At 64.6% G+C, this 22,368-nt stretch carries 19 protein-coding genes; 14 read left to right on the top strand and 5 right to left on the bottom strand.

Going from position 1 to position 22,368, the window contains the following annotated elements; all coding sequences use genetic code 11:
- Positions 1-43: 43 nt before the first annotated feature.
- On the top strand, positions 44-397 hold the full coding sequence (locus VT84_RS24910; protein WP_204249643.1) for a YbjQ family protein: 354 nt from the start codon (positions 44-46) through the stop codon (positions 395-397).
- A gap of 13 nt (positions 398-410) precedes the next feature.
- Entirely contained in the window at positions 411-869 is a 459-nt protein-coding gene (locus VT84_RS24905) for an MOSC domain-containing protein (RefSeq protein ID WP_082841387.1), read from the top strand.
- A gap of 54 nt (positions 870-923) precedes the next feature.
- Here the strand turns inward: VT84_RS24905 and VT84_RS24900 are convergent, their stop codons facing one another.
- The 4 genes from VT84_RS24900 to VT84_RS24885 all read right to left on the bottom strand — a co-directional run bounded on the left by VT84_RS24900 (position 924) and on the right by VT84_RS24885 (position 6,680).
- Complete coding sequence (locus VT84_RS24900; RefSeq protein WP_052560317.1) at positions 924-1,295, bottom strand: hypothetical protein; 372 nt, start codon at positions 1,293-1,295, stop codon at positions 924-926.
- Positions 1,292-4,444 carry an efflux RND transporter permease subunit gene (locus tag VT84_RS24895; protein ID WP_082841386.1) on the bottom strand — a complete coding sequence of 1,051 codons (3,153 nt, stop codon included), beginning with the start codon at positions 4,442-4,444 and terminating at the stop codon, positions 1,292-1,294. The genes VT84_RS24900 and VT84_RS24895 overlap by 4 nt, the downstream gene beginning before the upstream one ends.
- Before the next feature lie 9 nt (positions 4,445-4,453).
- Positions 4,454-6,082: an efflux RND transporter periplasmic adaptor subunit gene (locus VT84_RS24890; protein WP_162271839.1), complete on the bottom strand. Its 1,629-nt coding sequence runs from the start codon at positions 6,080-6,082 to the stop codon at positions 4,454-4,456.
- Between the two features lie 127 nt (positions 6,083-6,209).
- Entirely contained in the window at positions 6,210-6,680 is a 471-nt protein-coding gene (locus VT84_RS24885; protein ID WP_052560320.1) for a hypothetical protein, read from the bottom strand.
- Positions 6,681-7,097: 417 nt separating this feature from the next.
- Between VT84_RS24885 and VT84_RS24880 the strand changes: the two genes are divergently transcribed.
- The 12 genes from VT84_RS24880 to VT84_RS24825 all read left to right on the top strand — a co-directional run bounded on the left by VT84_RS24880 (position 7,098) and on the right by VT84_RS24825 (position 21,027).
- Positions 7,098-8,615 (top strand): DUF1549 and DUF1553 domain-containing protein, encoded by a 1,518-nt coding sequence (locus VT84_RS24880; protein ID WP_052560321.1) that lies wholly within the window; start codon positions 7,098-7,100, stop codon positions 8,613-8,615.
- A 14-nt stretch (positions 8,616-8,629) separates the two neighbouring features.
- Positions 8,630-9,574, top strand: coding sequence for a DUF1559 domain-containing protein (locus tag VT84_RS24875; RefSeq protein ID WP_082841384.1), 945 nt, complete (start codon positions 8,630-8,632; stop codon positions 9,572-9,574).
- A gap of 131 nt (positions 9,575-9,705) precedes the next feature.
- Complete coding sequence (locus tag VT84_RS24870; RefSeq protein WP_082841383.1) at positions 9,706-10,152, top strand: hypothetical protein; 447 nt, start codon at positions 9,706-9,708, stop codon at positions 10,150-10,152.
- Between the two features lie 14 nt (positions 10,153-10,166).
- Positions 10,167-11,087 carry a DUF1559 domain-containing protein gene (locus VT84_RS24865; protein ID WP_082841382.1) on the top strand — a complete coding sequence of 307 codons (921 nt, stop codon included), beginning with the start codon at positions 10,167-10,169 and terminating at the stop codon, positions 11,085-11,087.
- 19 nt (positions 11,088-11,106) lie between these two features.
- Positions 11,107-12,021 (top strand): DUF1559 domain-containing protein, encoded by a 915-nt coding sequence (locus VT84_RS24860; protein WP_052560325.1) that lies wholly within the window; start codon positions 11,107-11,109, stop codon positions 12,019-12,021.
- Positions 12,022-12,031: 10 nt separating this feature from the next.
- Positions 12,032-12,490: a hypothetical protein gene (locus tag VT84_RS24855; protein WP_052560326.1), complete on the top strand. Its 459-nt coding sequence runs from the start codon at positions 12,032-12,034 to the stop codon at positions 12,488-12,490.
- A 52-nt stretch (positions 12,491-12,542) separates the two neighbouring features.
- On the top strand, positions 12,543-13,829 hold the full coding sequence (locus VT84_RS24850) for a DUF1501 domain-containing protein (RefSeq protein WP_052560327.1): 1,287 nt from the start codon (positions 12,543-12,545) through the stop codon (positions 13,827-13,829).
- On the top strand, positions 13,826-15,373 hold the full coding sequence (locus tag VT84_RS24845) for a hypothetical protein (protein ID WP_082841380.1): 1,548 nt from the start codon (positions 13,826-13,828) through the stop codon (positions 15,371-15,373). Before VT84_RS24850 ends, VT84_RS24845 begins: the two co-directional genes overlap by 4 nt.
- 201 nt (positions 15,374-15,574) lie before the next feature.
- Positions 15,575-16,822 (top strand): hypothetical protein, encoded by a 1,248-nt coding sequence (locus VT84_RS24840; RefSeq protein WP_082841379.1) that lies wholly within the window; start codon positions 15,575-15,577, stop codon positions 16,820-16,822.
- Complete coding sequence (locus VT84_RS24835; RefSeq protein WP_082841378.1) at positions 16,819-19,008, top strand: BREX system ATP-binding domain-containing protein; 2,190 nt, start codon at positions 16,819-16,821, stop codon at positions 19,006-19,008. The genes VT84_RS24840 and VT84_RS24835 overlap by 4 nt, the downstream gene beginning before the upstream one ends.
- A 19-nt stretch (positions 19,009-19,027) precedes the next feature.
- The gene (locus tag VT84_RS24830) at positions 19,028-20,710 is read left to right on the top strand and encodes a PD-(D/E)XK nuclease family protein (protein ID WP_082841377.1); all 1,683 of its coding nucleotides are present in this window, start codon (positions 19,028-19,030) and stop codon (positions 20,708-20,710) included.
- A 2-nt stretch (positions 20,711-20,712) separates the two neighbouring features.
- A complete protein-coding gene (locus VT84_RS24825) occupies positions 20,713-21,027 on the top strand; it encodes an ATP-binding protein (RefSeq protein WP_082841376.1) in 315 nt (104 codons plus the stop codon).
- A 9-nt stretch (positions 21,028-21,036) separates the two neighbouring features.
- On the opposite strand, the gene VT84_RS24820 is transcribed toward VT84_RS24825, so the two are convergent.
- Complete coding sequence (locus tag VT84_RS24820) at positions 21,037-22,323, bottom strand: IS701 family transposase (RefSeq protein ID WP_082838323.1); 1,287 nt, start codon at positions 22,321-22,323, stop codon at positions 21,037-21,039.
- Between the last annotated feature and the right edge of the window lie 45 nt (positions 22,324-22,368).

Here is a 22,368-nt window from a genome sequence, read left to right as displayed (position 1 = left end):
ATGAGAAGTATCCAGTGCCCCCTCATTCGTTGGAGATGTTGACGTGCCTGCTAACAACGCCCCGCGCCTGATCGTCACGACCACGCTCACCGTGGAGGGTTACGAGGTCGAGGAGTACCTCGGCGTCGTGCGCGGGATCATCGTTCGTGCCCCGTCGATCACACAAGGCATCCGCGGGGCGTTCAAGAGCTTCCTCGGCGGGAGCGTCGGGGCGTTCGAGGAGGTGTGCGAACAGGCCCGTTCGGACGCCTTCAAGAAGATGGCGCGCCAGGCCGTTGAAATCGGCGCGGACGCGATCATTGGGATGGCCTACGACGCGACCGAGTTCGCCCAGAACACGACCGAAGTGCTGGCCTACGGCACCGCCGTGAAGCTGCGCCCGAAGACCAGCGCGTGACGAGGGGGCACGTATGGCACACGTCGCGAGCATCGTGTACCGCCCGAAGAACACCGGGCGCCCGCAGGACCGCTACGAGCGCGTGCCGGCGGACCGTGTCCGGTTGGTCGAGTTTCGGGGAATCGAAGGCGACATGAAGGGCAGTTCCACGTCGCGTCAGCTCAATGTGATGTGCGCGGAAACACTGGCCGAACTCGGGGCCGAAGGGTTCCAGGTCGCGCCGGGAGAAATGGGCGAGCAAATCGTACTCGCGGGCCTCGACCCCGCAGCGCTCGCCGAAGGTACTCACATCAAACTCGGCGAATCGGTCATTAAGGTAGGTATTCTTCGCACCGGGTGCGCCCGCTTTGAGATGATTCAGGGCAAGCTCCGCGAACTGGCCAAGGGGCGGCTCGGGGTGCTCGCCACGGTCGTGACCGGCGGTGAAGTAGCTGTGGGCGATGCGGTCGAAGTGCTCGCCGCCACAACCTGATGCGCGGTCGGATCGATTTTCCGACCGCGCATCAGGTTGTGGCGCGCCGGTCGGTTACTTCTCGTCTTCGATGGGCGGCGGTTCCTTACCGTACTTGGCCCGATACTTGGCCGCGAACTTCTCCTTCAGAGACGGATCGCAGACGAAGCACTGCGACTTCGCCCGGTCGTGCTTCTCGCACCAGTCACCTTTCGCCTTGCACGCTTTGGCGATCTTGGACGAGCACATGCTGCACTCGTCTTCCGGGATGCCGTGCTCGGCGCACCACCAGTCGCTGTGGTCGTCGGCTTTCTTCGCGGTCCCTTTGTCGGTTGCGGGAGTCTTGGATTGCTCGGTCGTCTGAGCACCCTGGCCGCACCCGATTAGAGCCATGAGAACCGGGACCAGTAGGCACCCGGCCCACCACCGAAACGTTACTGCTGTCATCGAACCGTCTCCTGAAGGATGGAACTGTCACTCGGGACCGGCCCGCCCACCGAGGGCTTGTCCCCGGCCGGTCGTTCGTGCCGCCCGCGGAAGGGCACCTGGAACACGAGATACAACACCCGCAGCACTAACAACGACATCACCAGCGCCCCGATCACCCCGCCGATAACGACGGTAGCGAGTGGGCGCTGAACCTCGGCCCCGACACCGCTGCCAAACGCCATCGGCAGGAACCCGAGGCTCGCCACCAGTGCGGTCATCAGTACGGGCCGCAAACGGGTGGTCGCGGCCTGTTGCACGGCTTCGTCCAGCGAAAGCCCGCGTGCCCGGAGCTGACGGACGCGCGAGACGAGGATCATGTCGTCCATCACAGCGACCCCGGAGAGGGCCACGAACCCCACCGCGGCGGACACCGAGAACGGCATCCCGCGGAGCCACAGCGCGAAGAGACCGCCCACCCAGGCGAACGGGACGCCGGTGAACACGCGGAGGGCGTCGATCACGCTCCCGTATGTCGCGTAGAGTAGCCCGAAGATCAGTACGAACGCGACCGGTACGACGATCAGTAATCGGTCGTTCGCGCGCTGGAGGTGCTCGAACTGCCCGCCCCACGCGACGTGATAACGCCCCGGCGGGAGAGGCACGTCCGCCGCAACCTTGCGCTGAGCTTCGGCCACGAATCCGCCCAGGTCGCGACCCCGCACGCTGCAGGTAACGATGATCCGCCGCTGACCCCACTCGCGTGTAATTGTGGACGGCCCCTCGGTGATTTCGATAGCTGCTAGCCGCGACAGTGGCACGCGCTCGCCGGACGGCGCGGTGACCAGCATGTTCCCGATGGCCCCGGGATCGACCCGGTGGCGGTCCGGGAGTCGGACCGTGAGCGGGAACCGCAACTGCCCCTCCACCACTTCGCCCACCGGCTTCGACCCGATGGACTCGACGAGGTCGAGGGCGGCTTGAGCCGGGACGCCGTAGCGGGCGATTTCGTCCTGTTTGACTCGAACTTGCAACACTGGCTGGCCCGTCACCTGTTCCACGGCGAGGTCGGCCGCGCCGGGGATCGTTCGCAGAACGGCCTCGATCTCCTTTGCTTTCGCCGTTAGCACGTTGAAGTCGTCGCCGTACAGTTTCACCCCCACGTCGGCCCGGACGCCCGAGGTCATTTCGTTCAGGCGCATCTCGATGGGCTGCATGAACGCGAGGCGCTGGCCCATGTGGTTCTTGAGTTCTCGCTCGATCCGGGCGGTGAGTTCGTCCTGGGTACGGGCCTTGGTCCACAGGTTTCGGGGTTTAAACGTGACGAAGATATCGGTCAGTTCCACGCCCATTGGGTCGGTGGCGACCTCGGCGGACCCGACCCGGCTCCAGACGTGTTGGACCTCGTCGGGGAAGGCCGCAAGGATCGCCTTTTCCATCTCCGTGTTCGACCGGATTGATTCGTCCAGATCGGTTCCGGCGAGCCGCACCACGTTAATCGCCACCGCGCCTTCGGAGAGCTTCGGGACGAACTCGGACCCGAGATTCGGGGCGATCATCCCGAACGCGACCACGAGCACACACACCGCGAACCCGATCACGGCCAGTTTGTGGTTCACGCACAGTCGCAGGATCGGAGTGTGAACGGCGTGGGCCAGTCGCATGAGCAGTGGCTCGCGCTCTTCGATCCTCTTCGGCAACAGCAGGCTCGCCAGCACCGGCATCAGTGTGAGCGACAGTACCATCGACCCGATTAGTGCAAAGATGACCGTCAGGGCCATCGGGCGGAACAACTTACCTTCGATCCCCTCCAGCGTCAGGATCGGGAGGTAAACGATCATGATGATGAGTTCGCCGAACAGCGTCGGCCTGCGGACCTCAAGAGCGGCGTCCCGCACGATTGCCAGTCGAGATTTCCGCCCGTCGCTGTGGGCGACGTGCCGCACGCAGTTCTCCACCATCACCACGCTACTATCCACCACCAAGCCGAAATCAATGGCCCCGAGCGACAACAGGCTGGCAGCGATCCCGAACCGCAGCATCCCGCAAAAGGCGAACAGCATGGAGAGCGGGATCGCGAGGGCGACGATGAGTGCCGCACGCAGGTTGCCGAGGAAGGCGAACAGCACGGCGACGACGAGCAGCCCGCCTTCGAGCAGGTTGTTCTTGACCGTTCGGATGACGTGATCGACCAGTTCCGTCCGGTCGTACACCGGTTTTGCCTCGACCCCCGGGGGGAGTGCGGCCCGCACGTCGTCCAACTTGTGCTTCATCGCCCAGGTGACTTCGTGGGTGTTCTCACCCATCGTCATGAACCCGAGACCCAGAACGACCTCACCCTTACCGTCTGCCGTGACCGCTCCGCGTCGGACCTCGTGACCCACTTCGACATCAGCCACGTCCCGCACCCGGACCGGGACTCCGTCGTGAGCCGTGACAACGATGTTCCGGATCTGCTCGACGTTCGCGGTTCGGCCCAGCCCGTGGACGAGGAGCACGGTCCCACCTCGACGCACGGTTCCGCCGCCGACGTTCCGGTTGTTCTTCTGGAGAGCCTCCACCACCTGATCGAAGGTCAACCCGTGTTTCACCAGTCGGTCGGGATCGATGCGGACCTGATACTGTTTCTCGAACCCGCCCCACGTGTTGACCTCGGCGGTCCCCGGGACCGTGCGCATTTGCGGTTTGATGATCCAGTCGTGAACCGTGCGCAGCTCGGTCGCGTCGTCTCCTTTGCCAGTTACAACGTAGTGAAACACTTCGCCCAGACCGGTACTGACCGGTCCCATCTTCGGGCGCTCGATCCCGATCGGCAGTTGGATGCTGCCGAGCCGCTCGTTCACCACCTGCCGGGCGAAGTAGATGTCGGTGCCGTCCTCGAACACCAGCACCACTTGCGAGAACCCGAACTTGGACACCGACCGGAGAGTTTTGAGCTTGGGCAGCCCGCTCAGCACTTGCTCGACCGGGAACGTGATCTGCTGTTCGACCTCTTCGGGACCGAGGGCCGGGGCCACGGTGTTGATCTGCACCTGTACCGGGGTCGTGTCGGGGAAGGCGTCGATGTCCAACCGCCTCATGGCCCAGGCGCCAACGACTGCGAACGCGACCGCGCCGAGGACGACGGCGAACCGGTGCCGGAGCGATGTTTCGATGATCCAGTTCAACACGGGCGGGCCTCACTTTTTGCAACAGTCGCAGCCTTCGCCCAGGTTGTTTTTGAGTAGCTCGGCGCGCAGCGCCGCGCTCCCTTTCACGGCCACAACTTCGCCCGGCAGAATCCCGGCGATAATCTCGGTGTGCGTATCGGTTTTGGCCCCGATCCGAACTGTGCGGACGTGGAACACCTTGGGCGAGCCGTTCTTCATGTAATCCTTGTTCCGCACGAAGACGACGTGGCAACAGCCCTCCCAGTGGACCGCTCCGTTGGGGACCACCACGACCTGTTTTTCGTCCCGCAAGATCACGCGCCCCGTGCCAAAGGTATTGGCTCGCAACCGCCCGTTCGTGTTGTCCAAAATGGCCCGGACCCGCACCGTGCGAGTTTTGTGATCGGCCTCACCGCTGATCCACGCGACCGTCCCGACCGTCTCTGTTTTGGCTCCATCCGGAAGGAATCGGACCTGTTGCCCGAGGGTGACCGACTTGGTGTCTTCCAGGCGCAAGTCGAGGTTCCCCCACATCGTTCGCGGGTCGACGACAACGAACAGCACCTTCGTCGTGTCCACAACTTCCCCGGCCACTACATCGCGGGACGCGACCACACCGTCGAACGGGGCGACGAGAGACAGTAGGTTCCCGGTGGTCGTTTTGGCGTCGAACGTGTCGGTTAGCGCTTTCGGCAGCCCGAGGAAGTGAAGTTTGGAAGCGAGTTGATCTTCGGGCACCTGCGCCAAGTCTTCGGGGGCGACCGACATCCCCAGGTTCGTTAAGGCTTGTTGGCTCGTGGTTAACCGAATGCGGGCTTCGCTGACGGCGGCTTCGGCCTCAATCACGGCGCGCCCCGGAACCGCCCCGGCGGACGATTTCTGCCCCTCCACGATACGGGTCTTGAGTCGCACTTGAACGAATGCGTGAAGGAATTCGGCTTTCGCCCGGCCCACTTCCGCAGCATCCACCAGTCCGATCACTTCGCCCGCGTGTACGCGATCGCCCACTTGCTTGTAGGCTCGGAACATCGTGCCGGGCACGCGGGCCGAGAGCCGGGCCGTGCGGGTCTGGTCGTAAACAATCTCACCGCTGCCGCCGACGGCCTCGACTACCGGCCCCGTCCACACCGGATCGACGTCGATGCCGGCTTTTTTGACAGCTTCGTGCGAGGCGAACTGGATACGGTGGGTGTGGAGGCGGCACTGTTTGGCGTTCTCGGGCCGATCGGTGAACTCCAGTGACCGCTTGGCCCGGTCCAAGTCGGCGTCCGTCACCGCAGGGCGCTTATCGACTTGCGCGACTTCCGGGTGACAGAGCGGGCAGTCGTGGACCCCGTGAACCTTGCACCAACCGAACGACTTCTGGCGCGGGAGCAGGTTCGGGCGGCACTCGATACAGACAGACTCGGGGACGTTGTGCTCGTCGCACCAGTCGCCCTTCACCACGGCTTTCTCTCCGGCGAGCGCGGAGAAGCGGGGGAGGGCCCATCCCGTTCGGTGGCCCCAAGCGAGTAGCAAGCCAAGGACCGAGAAGATGAGCAGCGACGGAACGGCCCGCACAATCCATCGCAGCGCGCCGAGGACATTGAACGGAGGGTGCGGAACGGCCCCTACGGACAGTTCGCGATGAGCGCGTGGTGGGTCGGATGTATCAAGCACCGGACGATCTCCCGATCGAGTTCGGATTCCGCCGTGCAGCAGAACGGCGGTGAATTTTGGATGAAATGATAGCGGGATACGCGACCCGGTGCGGGCGCTATCAACCAGCAACGAGAGGGGTGCAGGATTAGATCAGGAACGTGCAGAACGAGACGTAGAGCGGCGGGCGCGTGTGCGTGAGGGGCGAGAAGCGGTGCGGGAGTGACTCGAAGGTAGCCGTGACCGGAGCGGGTGCGAATCCGACGAAGGCGACCGCTTCCTCGCTCGGTTGCGAAGGCTCGGCATGCGCGATCTTATCGAGCTTTGACTTGCAGAGCGTCGGACAGCACGGTTCTTGGGATAGTGGGGGGGCGCCGTCGCGAACTCGAAGATCAACTGAATCGGTACCACAATCCGCGACTTCCCGATCCCGATCGGCCCGTTCCCGGCACCCACATTTGCAACTCGGCGCGTGTTGCTCGTCCGCGCGCGTCTGCGATGCGATCGAGGTCGTGGCCGGTGCGCGGAACAGCCACCCTAAATGGTCGAACTTGCGAAGACACACCCCTTGAGGGGTGAGCATCGTCAAGGCGACAAGGATGGACAACGCGCGGAGCATGAACCGGTTTCCCGTAACACGACCGACCCGCGCTTAGCATACAGTCGGTCCGGCATTGCCGTCAACTCGGCCACTTGACATCACCGGCGGTCGGGCGCATCCACACGCGGTCGCCGTGGCTACGAAGTTTGCGATTGTGTGGTCATGTCGTGCCCAGTTGTGGCTATTGATTATCCAGCAATCTTTCCGTCACTTCACGTTCGTGCTTCAGATCACACTCAAAAATCGCATTTCCGACTGGTACGTGAGTGTTTTGTCTAAGTGTAACTATGGTCTCATTTTTGGCGCGAGAATTGCTGTTGTGGCCGGCGCAAAGAATTGTGGTGCGGTCTGCTTCCTCTCCGGCTTCGCCGTGACCGACGGGTTACCGGCGCCAGCCGTCGTTCCCATTTCGTTAGCGGAGTTTAAGGGGGCACTGTGCGCGTCGCGGTTCTTGTTATTTGTGTGTTGATCGGCTGTGGAACGGCGAGCGCTGCGCCGCCCGATCCGGCCGCGCTCGCGGCACGAATCGACAAACATCTGCAAGCGCGGTGGGACGCCGAGAAGGTGAAGCCCGCGGACCGGGCTGACGACGCCACCTTCGTGCGCCGGGTACATCTCGACCTCGTGGGGCGCATCCCGACCGTTGCGGAAGTTCGTGCGTTCCTCGACGACAAGGACGCGGATAAACGGGCGAAGCTCGTTGCCCGGTTGGTCGATTCCGCCGCGCACGCACGCCACATGGCCACGTTCTGGCGCCGGCAGTGGGTACCGCAAGCCGACGCCCCACAGTTCGCGAACCTCGCCGACGATTTGGAAAGCTGGATCGCATCAAATCTGCGGTCTGGCGCGTCTTACGATCGGATCGTGCGTGACCTGCTGACCGCATCGCGTGTCAAAACGGGACCGGGGGCGCCGACCACGTTCCTGACCGCGAGCGAAGCGAAGCCCGAGAACCTCGCCGCGAACACGGCCCGCGCGTTTTTGGGGATCAACCTCGATTGCGCCCAGTGTCACGATCACCCGTTCGCGCGCTGGACCCGCGACCAGTTCTGGCAAACGGCTGCGTTCTTCGTTCGTCCGACCGTACCCGATGGCACGACACCCGCGCGGCTCGAACTTGTGGTCCCCAGTACGAAAAAGCCGATCGGTCCGCGGCTCCTGAATGACAGCGAACCGAAGTGGCCCGCGGTCCTGAAGGACGATACCGGCCGCGTGGTGCTCGCGGAGTGGGTAACGGCCCGGGATAACCCGTATTTCGCCCGGAACGCGGTGAACCGCGTGTGGGCCGAACTCTTCGGTACGGGGATCGTGGAACCGCTCGACGACCTGAGCGGCTCGAACCCGCCCGTACATCCAGAATTACTAGATGACCTCGCACGAGCGTTCACGGAGAGCAAGTTCGACTTGAAGTACCTCACCACGGCCCTCGTGCTCACGCGGGCGTACCAGCTCTCGGCGGTTGTCCCCGCCGGCGGAAGTTCCGACCCGCGGTGGTTCGCGTGCTCCGCGGTGCGCGGGCTGACCGGCGAGCAACTCTATGACAGCCTCCGCGTCGCGGCGGGGCTGCCCGCGGATCGCGAGGATCTCGATCCGACAATCGCTCCACGCGAACGGAAGCGCTTCGCGGAGAAGTTCCGCGTCGAACGGACCGGCAGCGCGCAGCGGTCCATTCTGCAATCACTTTCGCTGATGAACGGCAAGTTGACCACCGACTTGACGGACGTCGCGAAGGCCCCCGCCCTGTGCGCGGTCGCCGGAGCCCCGTTCCTCGACACGAAGGGGAAAGTGGAAGCCCTTTACCTCGCGGTTTTGGGGCGCAAGCCGGCCGACGACGAGTCCGCGCCCTTTGTGAAGTACGTCGAGAACGGCGGGGCCGACCGCGACGCGAACAAGGCCCTCGCCGACGTTCTCTGGGCGCTACTCAACAGCACCGAGTTCAACACTAACCATTGAAAGGAGCGCGCGAAATGCGCCCCGCCTGCCCACGCCGCCACGCCTTCACCCTCATCGAACTACTGGTGGTGATCGCCATCATCGCCATTTTGATCGGGCTACTGCTCCCCGCCGTCCAAAAGGTGCGGGCCGCTGCCGCGCGCCTCCAGTGCGCCAACAACCTCAAACAGATCGGGCTCTCGGTTCACAACTACGCATCGGCCAACGACGACTGCTTCCCCAAGTACATCGGCCTCAACCGGATGGTCAGTTGGACGACGCTGCTGCTCCCGTACCTGGAGCAGGACAACGTGTACAAGATGATCGACCAGAGCCAGAACTGGGCGGCGTCGGTCAATGGCTGCCAGAACCGCGCCGCGGGGCAGGTCCGGATGAAGGGCTTCGTCTGTCCGGCGAATCCGGGCGCGCAGCGCACCGTGCTCGTCTCCGATCCGGAGAACGCCGGTGGGTCGTTCCCCGCGGCGCCGACCGACTACACCGTGGCCGAGGGCTTCTACTACACCACCGTCGTCTCGACGAACCCGCCGAACTGGATCGAGGGGACCATCCGGTCGGTCAACGCGATCGGGAAGCGGAGGTTCACCGACGTGACCGACGGCATGTCCAACACGCTCGTCATCTTCGAGAACGCGGACGTGCCCAACATCTGGATCAACGGCAAAATGGTGACGGACAACACGAACACCGTGATGACGTTCAACCACAGTAATCACGGCGGGTGGGCGAACCCGAACAACAACAACGTGCGCGGTTGGGACGCGACCGGCACCGTGCAGTTCGGGACGTACATCGTCAACAAGCGCAACGGGGCCGCGCTCTACGGGTTCCACACCAGCGGTGCGCACGCGCTCCTCGCCGACGGGTCTGTGCAGTTCTTCAGCGAGACCACGACCTCCGAAACCATCAAGCGGTTCATCAGCTTCAAGGACGGCGATATCGTTTCCGTGGGCGACCTGTGAGCCGCTAACCCTTATTTCGTCAAGTCAGTCGTCACCGCCCGGGCGCAGCAACGCGCGTCCGGGCGGTGACCGGCTTACCGGCAATATTCCAACAAACGCGGAGCGCCGGCGCGCTTCCGGCAGGAGCAAGCATGCGGACGAAGGTGGCCCGCGGGTTCACCGTGGGTCTTTGTGTGGCCGTGTTGTGCCTGGTCAGCGGGTGCGGCAAGAAGAAGCGCCCGGGCGAGTTACCCGTGTATTCGGTGAAGGGCCGCGTGACTCACAAAGGGGAACCGATGCCGTTCGCCGTGGTCACGTTTTGGCCGGCGAACCAGCAGTTCGTTCCGGCGATGAAGTCGCGTGCTACGGCCGACAAAGACGGCAACTACGAACTGACGACCTACGAACTCAACGACGGCGTGCCGGAGGGCGAGTACGCGGTCATCCTGTATGTGCCGCTCAAGCAGCCGGACCCCTACGAACTGGAAGGGCCTAACCCACCGGACCGGCTCAACCACGCCTTTTACGATCCGGCAAAATCGAAACTCCGGTTCACGGTGCGCCCGGAACCGAACACGATCGACATCAAACTCCCCTAACCACGAGGTCCGCCGTGAAAACGTTCCCGCGCCGCGGAGCGACCGCCATTGAGTTACTCGTGTTGGGCACGTTCGCTACTTTTGCCATCGGACTAACGGCACCCGCGATTCAAAAGGCCCGGGCCGCGAGCGCGCGCACGAAGTGTGCGGACAACCTCCGACTGCTCGGGACCGGGGCGCGTGAATACGCCGCGGCCAACGACGACATGCTGCCGCGCAACAGCGGCCCCACGCCCGCGGGGAGCTGGAACACGCAGATCCTCCCTTTCATTGGCGAAAAGGAACTGGCCCAGAAGTACACGGACGGGCGCGACTGGTGGGACGCGGGCGAGAACGGCAACCGGACCGTGGCTCAAGGTCGCGTGGCGGCGTTCGTGTGCCCGGCCGCGCCGAACCCGGACCGCTGGGTTCTGACGCGCGACCCGGACAACGAGTCCAAGAGCTTCCGCGCTGCGCCCACGGACTACGTCGGGGCCGCGGGCGCGTACTACGAGAACAACGACCAGAAGAACCTGCACCCCGGTGCGATGCACACGCGCACGGTCACCCGGCGGTTGCGCACCTCGGACATTGCCGATGGCACCGCGCAAACGGTTCTCGTCGTGGAGATGGCCGACAAGCCGAACCACTGGCACACCGGCAAATTGGGCGAAGACCGGCTGGAGAAGCCGCAGATGACGGCGCTCTCGGGCCAGTGGGCGGCGCCGAACTGGAACCACCTCCGCTCCCACTCCACTGATGGGAAGACGCAGTTCGGGCCGTGTGCAGTGAACTGCAGCAACCAGGCCGCGATCTACGGCTTCCACGAGGGCGGCGCGAACGTGCTGTTCGTGGACGGCTCGGTGCGGTTCCTGAAGGCCGGGATGTCGCAAGAAATGCTGATCGCGCTCGTGAGCATCGCGGGCGGCGAAGTCCTGGCTCCGAACGATTTTTAAATCACAGGGGGTAACAGTCATGCGACGCCGTTCCGCCTTTACGCTGATCGAACTGCTGGTGGTGATCGCGGTCATCGCGATCCTGATCGGCTTGCTGCTTCCTGCGGTGCAAAAAGTGCGCGAGGCCGCCGCGCGCATGAAGTGCAGTAACAATTTGAAGCAACTCGGGCTGGCGGTTCACAACTACGAGGGCGTTCACCGCGAGGTTCCCACGCTGGGCACGTACCGACCGCCGACCAGCATGGGCAAGCACGGGTGGGTGATGTTCCTGCTGCCGTACCTGGAGCAGACCGCCCTCGCGAGCCAGTACCGCTGGGACGTCAGTTTTTCGGACCCGGTCAACCAGCCCGTCATCAAGACTCAACTCCGGATCTTCCAGTGCCCGTCGACCCCGCGGACGACGTGGACGATCTCGGCCTCGGACTCGGGTGTGGCCTACGAAGCGGCGGTCGGGGACTACGCCGCGTGTAACGGCGTGAGCAAGGATCTGGCGACGTACCTCGGTAACACCAGCATGAGTCGCGGCGGGATGTTCTTCGGGGAGATCACACCGCGCGGGGTCCGGTTCGCCGAGGTGACCGACGGGCTTTCCCAGACGTTCATGGTTCTGGAGCACGCGGGCATGCCGGAGTGGTACGTTCTCGGCACGAAGCAGCCGACGAACGCCCCGGTTCCGGAACGTGCTGCCTGGGGGCACCAGTACCAGTTCAGCCTGCTGCTCCGCGGGCACAGCACGGACGGAAAGAGCTACTACGGGCCGTGCGCGATCAACTGCAGCAACGACCTCGGGATCTACTCGTTCCACACCGGCACGGTCAACACTTTGTTCGCCGACGGGAGCGTGCAATCGGTCCGCAGCGGGATGCAGGTGAGTGTGATGGCGGCCCTTGCGACCGTTGGTGGTGGCGAGGTGATCTCGCCCAACGATTATTGAGAGGTCACCGATGCCAATCAGTCCGTCCCAGCCGCGATTTGCGGTTATCATAGCCCCGTTGATCGTGGCCGCGGTTCTCGTGATCCCGGCCTGTAGCTCTCCCACCACCGACTCCCCGCGGGTCGAACCGGTGTCCGGTTCGGTCTTCGTCAACGGGAACCCGGCGGTGGGGGCGGTGGTGACTTTTCACCCCGCCGCCCCGCAGGGCCAAAACAAGTTGCGGCCGCGCGGCGTGGTTCAGGCCGACGGGACGTTCCGGTTGACGACGTACACCACCGGTGACGGTGCGGCGACCGGGGACTACGCCGTTACGCTGTACTGGCCCGAGAAGGACGATCCCGATCTGGAAGCCCGCGGGATCGAGGTGAAGGACCGGTTCCAGAACCGCTTCAAAGATCCCAGCCGCCCGTTCAAACGGGTGACCGTTCGGGAGGGAGAGAACGCGCTGGAGCGGTTCACCGTTCAGTAAATACACCGACCCGTCGTTGCGACGGGTGACCACGATCACGTGAGGACCGATCATGTCCGTAACCTTCGATTGCACCCGGCGCGGGCTCTTTCGTGCGGCCCTCGGCGTCGGGGCCGCGGCCGGTTCGATGTCCGGCTGGCTGCGCGCACTCGCGTCCGAGGCGCCCAAGAAACCCGTTAAGTCCGTCATCGTGCTGTGGCTCAACGGCGGCCCGGCGACCATCGACCTGTGGGATCTGAAGCCGGGGCACGAGAACGGCGGGTCGTTCAAGGAGATCAATACAACGGCGCCGGGAATGAAGATCGGCGAGCACTTGCCGAACCTCGCGAAACACGGCAAGGAACTGGCGCTCGTGCGCTCGATGAAGACCAAGGAGGGCGATCACGGCCGCGCCGCGTTCCTGCTGCGCACCGGGTACACGCCCCAGGGGGCGGTCCAGTTCCCGGCTGTCGGCGCCGTGCTCGCGAAGGAACTCGGTTCGGAGTCCACCGACCTCCCGAACTTCGTCAGCATGGCCCCGGCGCGCTACGCGATCGAACTCGGGGGCGGGTTCCTCGGGCCGCATTTCGACCCGCTCGTGGTCGGCGACCAGGCCGCGCCACAAGACGGGCTCAAGGTGCCCGATCTGGGCCGCGTACACGGTGTTACCGATGCCGCTCAAAAGGCGCGGCTCGAACTGCTCGCCGGAGTGGAGAACAGGTTCGTCGCGGGGCGCAACAGTTCGGTTGCCGCGAGCGTTCAAGCGGCCGCGTCGCGCGCGGTGCGACTGATGAAGCCCGAAGCCGCGGCCGCGTTCGATCTCGACCAGGAGAAGCAAAAGACGCGCGACGCTTACGGACGCGGGCTGTTCGGGCAGGGGTGCCTGCTCGCGCGCCGACTGGTGGAACGCGGGGTACCGTTCGTGGAAGTTACGCTCGACGGGTGGGACACGCACCAGAACAACTTCGACCGCGTGAAGGAACTCTGCGGCACGCTCGACGCGGGATTCGCCTCTCTGGTCAACGATCTCAAAGATCGTGGGCTGCTCGATAGCACGCTCGTGGTGTGCCAGGGCGAGTTCGGGCGCACGCCGAAGATCAACGCACAAACGGGGCGCGACCACTGGCCCGCGTCGTGGGCGGTCGCGCTGGCGGGTGGCGGACTCAAAACGGGCCAAGCGATCGGGAATACGACGAAAGACGGCCTCGCGGTCGAGGAACAGCCCGTATCGGTGCCGGACCTGATCGCGACCGTGGCGAAGGCCGTCGGGATCGACCCGCAGAAGCAGAATATGTCCAACGTCGGGCGCCCGATCCGCGTGGCCGACCCGGACGCGAAGCCGATCAAGGAGCTACTGTGACCCGCGCGTTCCTCGCTCTCGTTGCGTTCGTTGCTGCAATCGCCGTAGTTCCGGCCGCAGATGCACCCAAAGTCAGCCCGCGCGCCGAGGCCCTTGATCTGCTTCTGGTCGGCGGGGAGAAACCCACGCGGCTCGAACTGCGTGTCGAAATCGGCGAAAAATCGGTCCCCGCGATCTGGGACGAGACGTTCGCGAAGTTGTTCGCGTTCTACGACCGCAACGCAGACGGTGCGCTCGACAAAACCGAGGCCGCGCGACTTCCCGCTGCATTCGCGCTGCGCCAGGTGCTTTGGGGTCAGATCGCCGCGCTTTTAGGCGACGCTCCGGCCTGGGGTGATCTCGATTTGAACAACGACGGAAAAGTGCGCGCGGACGAACTGGCCGACTTCTATCGCCGTGCGGGGCTGGGCGGCGTGCTGGTGGGCGTGGGCAAACCACCCGCGACCGACCGGCTCACCGAGGCACTCGTCAAGACGCTCGACACGAACAAGAACGGCAAGGTGGAGGAGGCCGAGTGGAAGGCCGCGCCGGACGTGTTGCGCAAGCTCGACAAGAACGACGACGAACTGGTCGGGCCGGGTGAACTGGTAGACCGTATCGCCTATCCGGGGGCGCTGGGCTCCTCGCTTCTAATGGCGCCGTCCCCCAACACCAAATCGGACGCGGTGACGGACGCTCTGTCGTTCGTCGTGCTCCCGCTCCGCACGGCCGACACGCAGTGGGCGAGCACGGTCGCGGTTCGGCGCGAAGCGGGGAAGCTCTCTGCGATCCCTGCTGACGATCTCCTTGCGTTACGTGCGAAGCCTGCTGCGACCGTGTGGCACGTGAAGCTCGGGGCGGGGAAGGGGACCGTAGTAGAACCCGTTGGTGGAAAACCGCCAGCAAACGGGCGACTGGTTCTGGCGGAGGGTAACCTTCGTGTCGAACTGCGTGCCGATGGGGGGAAGCTCGCCGAACAGGTTGTCACTGCACGCAAACGCTTCCTGACGGCGTTCGCCGAATGCGACGCCGATTCCGATGGCGCACTCGACGCGAAGGAACTCGGAGCGACCAAGGCCGCACGGTTCCAGCCGTTACTTTTCGCCGACCGAAACGGTGACGGGAAACTCGACCAGAACGAGCTAACGGCTTGGCTCGACCTGCAAGAGCAGATCGCAAAGGGCCACGTGTTCCTCACGGTTTTGGACCACGGCGCGGGGCTGTACGAACTGCTCGACGCGGACCGCGACGGCTCGCTCTCGGTGCGCGAATTGCGGACCGCGTGGGACCGGCTCAAGGCGTCCGGGTGTGTGACTGGTGGCGCGTTCGATCGGGCAAAACTTCCGCGCCACTTGATGACGACCGTGAGCCACGGTCACCCGCAGCACGCGATCGGCAAGCCGGTCCGCGGGGGACCGGAGTGGTTCCAGGCAATGGATCGCAACGGCGACGGCGATGTGTCTCCGCGCGAGTTCACGGGCACGCGCGAGGTATTCGATAAACTCGATCTCGATAAGGACGGGCTACTGAGTGCGGAAGAGGCGGCCCGCGTCACGAAGTTTTAGTATTGTCGCACAATATTATGTCATTTAGGTTCGTGGTGGTGGCTTGATGTAATTTGAGAGTAAATTAAGAACAGCGTGTCGCCACCCATGTTCGAGGTCTGTGGCTTTCTGTTCGCTCGCGCGTTAATTTGTTATGGATCAGCGGCGTCCGGGCGTTAGACTCGTTACGAGTTTACCCCGCGACGAACCGTGTGACCGCCCATGCCGAAGCCCAATCTCGGTACCCGTTTGGTCCAGGAACTGATCGCTTGCCGGACCGAAGGCGGCGATCGTTACCCCATACGCCTGGACCACCTCGCAGCCCGACTCGATCCGGCCTCGGAGCCGGCTGCCGTCTTGAGCGCTGCAAACAGTGCGGCGTTTAAGAAACAAGCCGTCGTAGCCGTGAATAAGCGGATGGACGCTCGCGTTGCATTGCACGAAGATGCCGCCCAACTCGCTGCCGACCCACTCACGTTGGAGGTGGGGCTGCGGGCGAAGGGCGAAACAAGCATTCCGCCGTGGGCACCGGCCCAACTCGCGGGGGTGGTCCCGGCGTTCTTGAAACCGGCCTTCGCGGAAGCTCTCGCGCGACAAATCGCGTCGGACGAATTACCTGCGTTTGCCGTTTGCGTGAAGGTGGGAAGGGGCGTCAAACTTTATCACAAGGATCAACCGCCGCCTCCACCGCCGGAAGTACAGGACGCCGAGCGCATGGTTGACATGCTCCGTCGCGGGCAACTCGGCGTGACGCTGGCTGAATTAGAAACTGCCGCGGAACTGAAGCCGGCTGCTTTCAAGAAGGCTGCGAAGCGGCCTGAGTTCACTAATGCGGTGGTACAAGTGAAGGCGGGCGCAGACTATGTCTACGCGATTCCTGACGGGGAGGAGTTCGGGCGATTCGTCATCGGGACGTTACTCACATACCTCCTCACCGGATGCAAGCGGCCGAATGCGCATGCGTTCCCGGCCGGCGAACTAGTTGCGCTTGTGAATAACAAGCAGCAAAAACAGCAGATTGAGAACTTGTTGAACCATTCTGATCTGGCCGACGAACTGCCGGCCGGGGTTGGGTGTGTGCTTCTCAGTGGTGGCAAGAGCGACGGTCAGAACGCTTTCTTCTTGCTCGAACACCTCCGCACGGCGCAACCGGTTGCACGAAGTGTCGCCACGCCCAGCCAGGCGCCGCTTCATCTACCGGCCGATTTCGTGGCCACCTTCGACGCGGCGTTCGCCCGGATCGACCGGGAACGCGGATCGAACAACTTCGTCAGTCTCGTGGACCTGCGAGCGGCGCTCCCGGCCGTCCCACGCGAGACGTTCGACACCTGCTTGCGTCAGTTGCGCCGCGATCGGCGGTACGTGCTCAGTTCGGACGAGCGGTACGACGGCATCACCCCGGAGCAGCAGGCCGCGGCCATCCGGGAAGAAGGCGAATTCCTGCTCCACGTGTCCCGAGGTCGGCCATGACATCGCCCGCCAGTACGACGACCCCCGCGACCGAGGCCCGACCGCACCCGGTCGATAAATTCCTGAACACGCTCGCGCGCACGAACCCGTTCAGCCACCACCGCGTGACCGCGACCGGTGACCGGCCGGTCGATGTGCCGAGCATTCATGAAACCGAGTTCCGCGCGCTGGTCGCGCTGGCGGAACGGGCACACGACCAGAACGAAGCGGTCGGGGCGGTGGTGTGGGGCGAGTCCGGTTCGGGCAAGAGTAACCTGTTGCGGCGGCTCGGTGAATGGGCCGCGGGCGGGCGGGCGATACTGGTCAACTTCCTCGAACTCCAAGCCGCCCCGGACCGGCTCCACCGAGCCGTGCTGAACGCGGTCATTAGTGCCCTCACCAACGGCATGACGGCCCCGTGGCACCGCACCCCGCTTTACGCGCTGCTCGAAGAACTGATTCGCCCGGCCGTCACCACCGGTAAGAAGAAACTCTCGCCGGCGGAACTGGATGCGGCATTCCGGAAGCAAGTGGCCGGTCCGGTCACACTTGTTGGGGCGCAACCCGCCGTTCGTGCGGCGGGCGAACTGCTGCGGTGCTTCTTGAAGACGGCGATGCTGGAGCGGTCGCGTCAAGGCGACGGCGAAGCGGCGGGCGCGGCCGTCCGTCGGTTAAGCGGCGACGGGTTGGACGAAGACGAAGCGAAGGCCGTCGGGCAGCGCCCGGCCGACGTCGAGAACCCGCTCGATGCGGCCGACAGCGCCGGGGTACTGGCGCTGCTGGCTCAGATCGCTCGGGCTGAGGGCAAACCACTCATCATCTGTTTCGATCAGATCAACAACCTGCCGCGGCAACAGATCGCGGACGTGTCCCGTCTGCTCCACGACTTAAATGATCGCTTGCGGAACACGCTCCTGGTTCTCTCTGAAGTGCAAGGCGAACTCGTTAAGTTGACAGAGGCCGGAGTCATTTCGCAGGCGACCTGGGATCGCTTATCTGCAAATAAGGTGGAATTGCAGCGCGTGATCGTGCCAAAGTGTCGGCGCATTCTCGAAGCGAGGTTGGAACAGTTCCTCGTACCGTTCGAGGGCGAGGAGGAAGTGAAACGGCACTACACAGACGATGGTCTGTTCCCGCTCGGAGAAAGCTGGTTTCGTGATCGATTCGGTAAATCCGTCGACGTGCGCCCGCGCCACATGATCGACGCGGCCCGCGAGCGGTGGGAGGAGCTTCAGAAGTCACTCGTTGCGGCACCGGACAAACGGAAGTGGCTCGACCGGTGGCCGAACGTAGACCGCACCGTTAAAGAGCCCCGCAAGGTCGAGGAGCTGATCGACGAAGAGGTGGGGAAGGCCGTAAGCGGGCGGATCACGCGGCACACGGCGACTTCCAATGCACTCCCACCGAACGCCGACAACTTGTGCGGACTGACAGAAGCTCTACTTGCCGCGAGTGGGGTCGGGCTAGCCGTCAGTCGACCGAAGCACGGCTCCCCTTACGATTTGCTCGTGCGCGCGTCGCGACCTGGGGGCGGGGAGACGACGACCGGTCTCGTCTTCGTGGCGACCGGCAGTTCAAATAGTGTCACGAGTGCGCTCGCTCGGCTCCTCGGTGACAAGAACACGCCCAATCAGGTTATTCTCGTTACCGATCAGCGGCTGCCACTCGCCTTCGGTCGGGCGACAAAGGCTCAAGGGCGCAACCACTACACCGCACTAAAGACCGTGCCGGGGTTCGAGCACCTCGAACTGCCACTCACCGAGTACGCTGCTCTCGAAGCGCTCGATACTGTTTCTCGACAGGCGCGCGATCTGGAGATTCGTCAGCCCGACGGATCGGCGCGGGCGCTCCAGCGAGACGAGGTGATTGCGTCGTGTCGGCGCACCGGGCGATTCAAGACGCATCCGCTCCTCGGGCGGTTCATCGCGGACGTGCAGCAACCCGAGAAGGTAACCATCACCGATATTGAAGTGCGCACGTTCGTTGATGGGCGGCTCGCGATTACGATGGGAACCGACACGCAGGAATTAGCCCGGCAGTTCCTCAACCAGCTTCCGCCCGACCGCCGGGTCGGGCTGGATGTGGCCGGTTGCCGAACACGGATCGAAGCGGTTGCGAAGGTGATGTCCGAGTCCAAAGACATCGCCATGACGAAGCTCCCCGACGGCTTCTTCTTGCTCCCGAAGCGCCGACCCGCGACGCGCTAGACTTCCGCCCAGGTGCCCGATGCCGCCCGTTCGCTTCAGCGTGTCGCAGGTGTGCGTGGCCGCGGTCTGTCCGCGCATCCTCTACTTCGACGCCGCCCGCGCTAAAGCCGATAACGCAGCGCGGCCCACGGTCACCCGCATTTGGCGCCCGGGCGACGACACCGTTGCGGCCGGGGCGCTGTTCCACGCGGCCGCTGATGCCTTTCACCGCGAACACCGCCGACTGTTTGCCGCCAAAGAACTCGCCGCCCTACTGACACCGAGCGCGAACCGCGACGCGCTTGCCACCGCGCTGCTGGAAGCCTTCTACTGGGAGTGCGTGGATCGCGAGGCGCTGGCCGCAAAGGACGGGGAGCAGCAGCGGGCGTTCATGGACGTGCTGCGGAACTACACGACCGAGCTGGCCGATGTGTTGGCCCACGCGCTCGGTAACGGGCGCCCGCCGGCCGAGGTGCTCGACGAACTGTTCGCCGATACCCGGCGCCGGGTGGACGTGACGTTCCCGGTCGGGCCGACCGGCGAACCGGTTCACGTTACGGGTGTGCTCGACTACGTGTTTCACGACTGGCGGTCGGGGCGCGACCGCGTCCTCGATTACAAACTGCTCCCGCCGGCCGCGGCCGACAAGTTCCAGGTTGGTATCTACGCCCTGATGCACCACGTTCAGCACGGCACCCAGCCGTCGGCCGGGGTGCTCTACCTGCACCCGCGGCGCGAACTGCACGAACTCTCCTGGGACGAGGTTCGCGGGAGCCGCGCGACCGTGTTCAACCTGTTGGCGTCGATGCGAGAGTGGGTCAAGTTTGATGAATCAACCGGTCAGGGGCTGAAGCCGCCCGGCAGTCCGGACGTGTGCCCGCGGTGCCGGTGGCGACACGAGTGCGCGCGGCGACTCGGTCCGGTGAACGAAGGCACGCGACAGACCCACTGGACGGACGCGAGCGCGGACCCGGTGCGGCTGGAAGTGCGCCCGCCGGTAGAAGACCCAGCTCCGGACTCGCTTCCCGATGGGCTGTGGCTCGGTCAGGTCAACGCCGGCACCCCGGCCACCGTGCCACTAACGGCGCTTCCGACACACGTCGCGGTGGTCGGTGCGGCCGGGAGCGGGAAGACGTGGTTGGCGAAGGCGGTTGCGGAAGAGGCGGTGCTGGCCGGAGTCGCGGTGCTGGCGATCGATCCACAGGGGGATCTCGTGCAGTTCCTTCGTCCGGCAGATCCGGCGAAGTTGCAGCCCGCCGAAATCGAGCGGGCTAGCCGGTTCCGGCAAACCGCGGACGTGCGCATCCTGACCCCCGGAACAGATCACGGCACGCGGGTTAGCCTGAATCCGCTGAAACTGTCCGCGGGCAGCGGGGAGGACGCCGACGACTTGCTGGCGACGACCGCCGCGCATCTGGTCACTCTGGCGAAGGCGACCGGGGAGGTGGAGTCGCAGAAGACGTTCGTGTTTCAGTTGCTGCGTGCGCTCACGCGCGGACCGGCGCGCGAGCTGACTTTGGGGGAAGTGGCGACCGCTCTCCGCGACCCGACCGCGGCCGGGTTGGACGACCCGGACCGGTTCGTGAAGAAGGCCGAGCGGGAGCGACTGGCTCGGCAACTCAACAATCTGGAGCACGGTCCGGCGGCTCGACTGTTTACCGGTGGCAACCGCTCGACTTGGGCCGGCTGGCGACTCCACCGGCCGAAGGTCGAGTACCACTGAACGTGGTGTACCTGAACGCGCTCGCGGACGACGCCGAGAAACAGGGCTTCGTGGCGGCTTTGGCGGTCGAGGTGTACCGGTGGATGATCGCGTCGGGCGGCTCGGCCGGTCGGCCGCGTTTGCTGTTCTACCTAGATGAAGCCCGCGACTATCTGCCGGCCGGGACCGCCCAACCACCTGCGAAGAAGCCGCTACTGCGCCTGTTCGCCCAGGGCCGAAAGTACGGGGTGGCGTGCTTGGTGTGTACGCAGAGTCCGCGGTCGGTAGATTATAATGTGTTCAGTAATTGCAGCACTAACACTACAGCGCGGGTTTAGATGATGCATCTATGTCGCCATTTTTTGTGCGCTCTCGTGGCCTGCTCGTTCCGCCGTTGGTGGTAGCGGATGACCTCTCCGACGTGCAGTAGTTCCGGCGTCCCGCGCCTCCGACGGAACGTCACCGCACATCGGGCGTTCAGCGCCCGGCACACCTGCTCCATCGTCACCTGCGGTTTTTTCCCCCCGCAGCCGGTCCGTGTGGATCGACACGAACCCGAGCACCACCAGGCCCAAGATCAGATGCCGCACCAACCCGACGTACTGCCGGCCCTCGTAGTGCGTCATCCCCGCTTCGCTCTTGGCCACCCGGAACTGGTGCTCGATCGTCGCGCGCCGGAACGCCACCCGCAGCACACGCGCCAGCGGTTCGTCGGTCGCGTTGGTGACGAAGTACTTGACCTCGGCCGTCGATTCGTTCTGCGCCACCACCAGCATCCAGCGGCACCCACGCACCTCGATCAACCGGCTCGTCGCACGCCACCGGGTGTCGCCAACGGTCTTGCGCGACACCCGGAATCGTCGGCCCCGCCGGGCGTCGTCGGCACGCAGCACCGAATCCGCGCGCCGCGGCTCGTCGCGCGCGGCCGTTGTCACCGAGAAGCTCACGGGCACTTCGCCCACGAACGGCTGGCCCACGGCGTCGAGGGCGCGCAAGAACGGCACCTTCGACCCGTACCCTTCATCGAACACGAGCCAGTCGAACCGCACCCCGTGGGCATCCAGGCGCACCAACTGCTCGTAGGCGATCCGCCACTTGGGGCGATAGCGGACCTCGTCGGGGATGCCCGCCGCCTGGCACCGCGGGCGATCCGCGTTCCACGACTCGGGCAGGTACAGGTCCGCGTCCAACAGGGCCTGGAACGTGCCCTTGGCGACGCCCACGTGCACGGTCACGATGCCGTTGTCGATCTTCCCGACGCACCCCAGGTACTGTCGTTGCACGCCCGGCGTCCGGTCCCCCTTCTTCACGGCACTGGTCTCGTCGATCACCCCGACCGTGCCCAGGTCATCGCCGGGCAACCCGTCGAGCACCTCGGCGCATCGCCGTTGGAGTTGCTCACGCGCCGACTCGTGTTGCCAGTCGGCGGTCGTGAGGAACTCCTGGAGGGTGCGGACCGCCGTTCCACAGGCCAGGGCGATCGGCTCGACGCTCTTGCGCGGCAGCTCCGAGAGCAAACCACGACCGTAGTTGTCGAAGTGGTCGGCCGTCCGCTTCTGTAAGAAGCAGCCGCGATACCGACCCAGATAGTGGGCGAACGCCGGCCCTAACCTTGCGATTTCCTGGTCCGTCATCGGATGCCCTCCGATGGCCCATCTTATTCACCGGCCGCGAACCCG

Origin of the sequence: Gemmata sp. SH-PL17, assembly GCF_001610855.1 — a bacterium.
GTDB classification, from domain to species: Bacteria; Planctomycetota; Planctomycetia; order Gemmatales; family Gemmataceae; genus Gemmata; species Gemmata massiliana.
The sequence above is the reverse complement of the archived record's forward strand: the minus strand, read 5'-3'. Positions and strand labels throughout refer to the sequence as shown.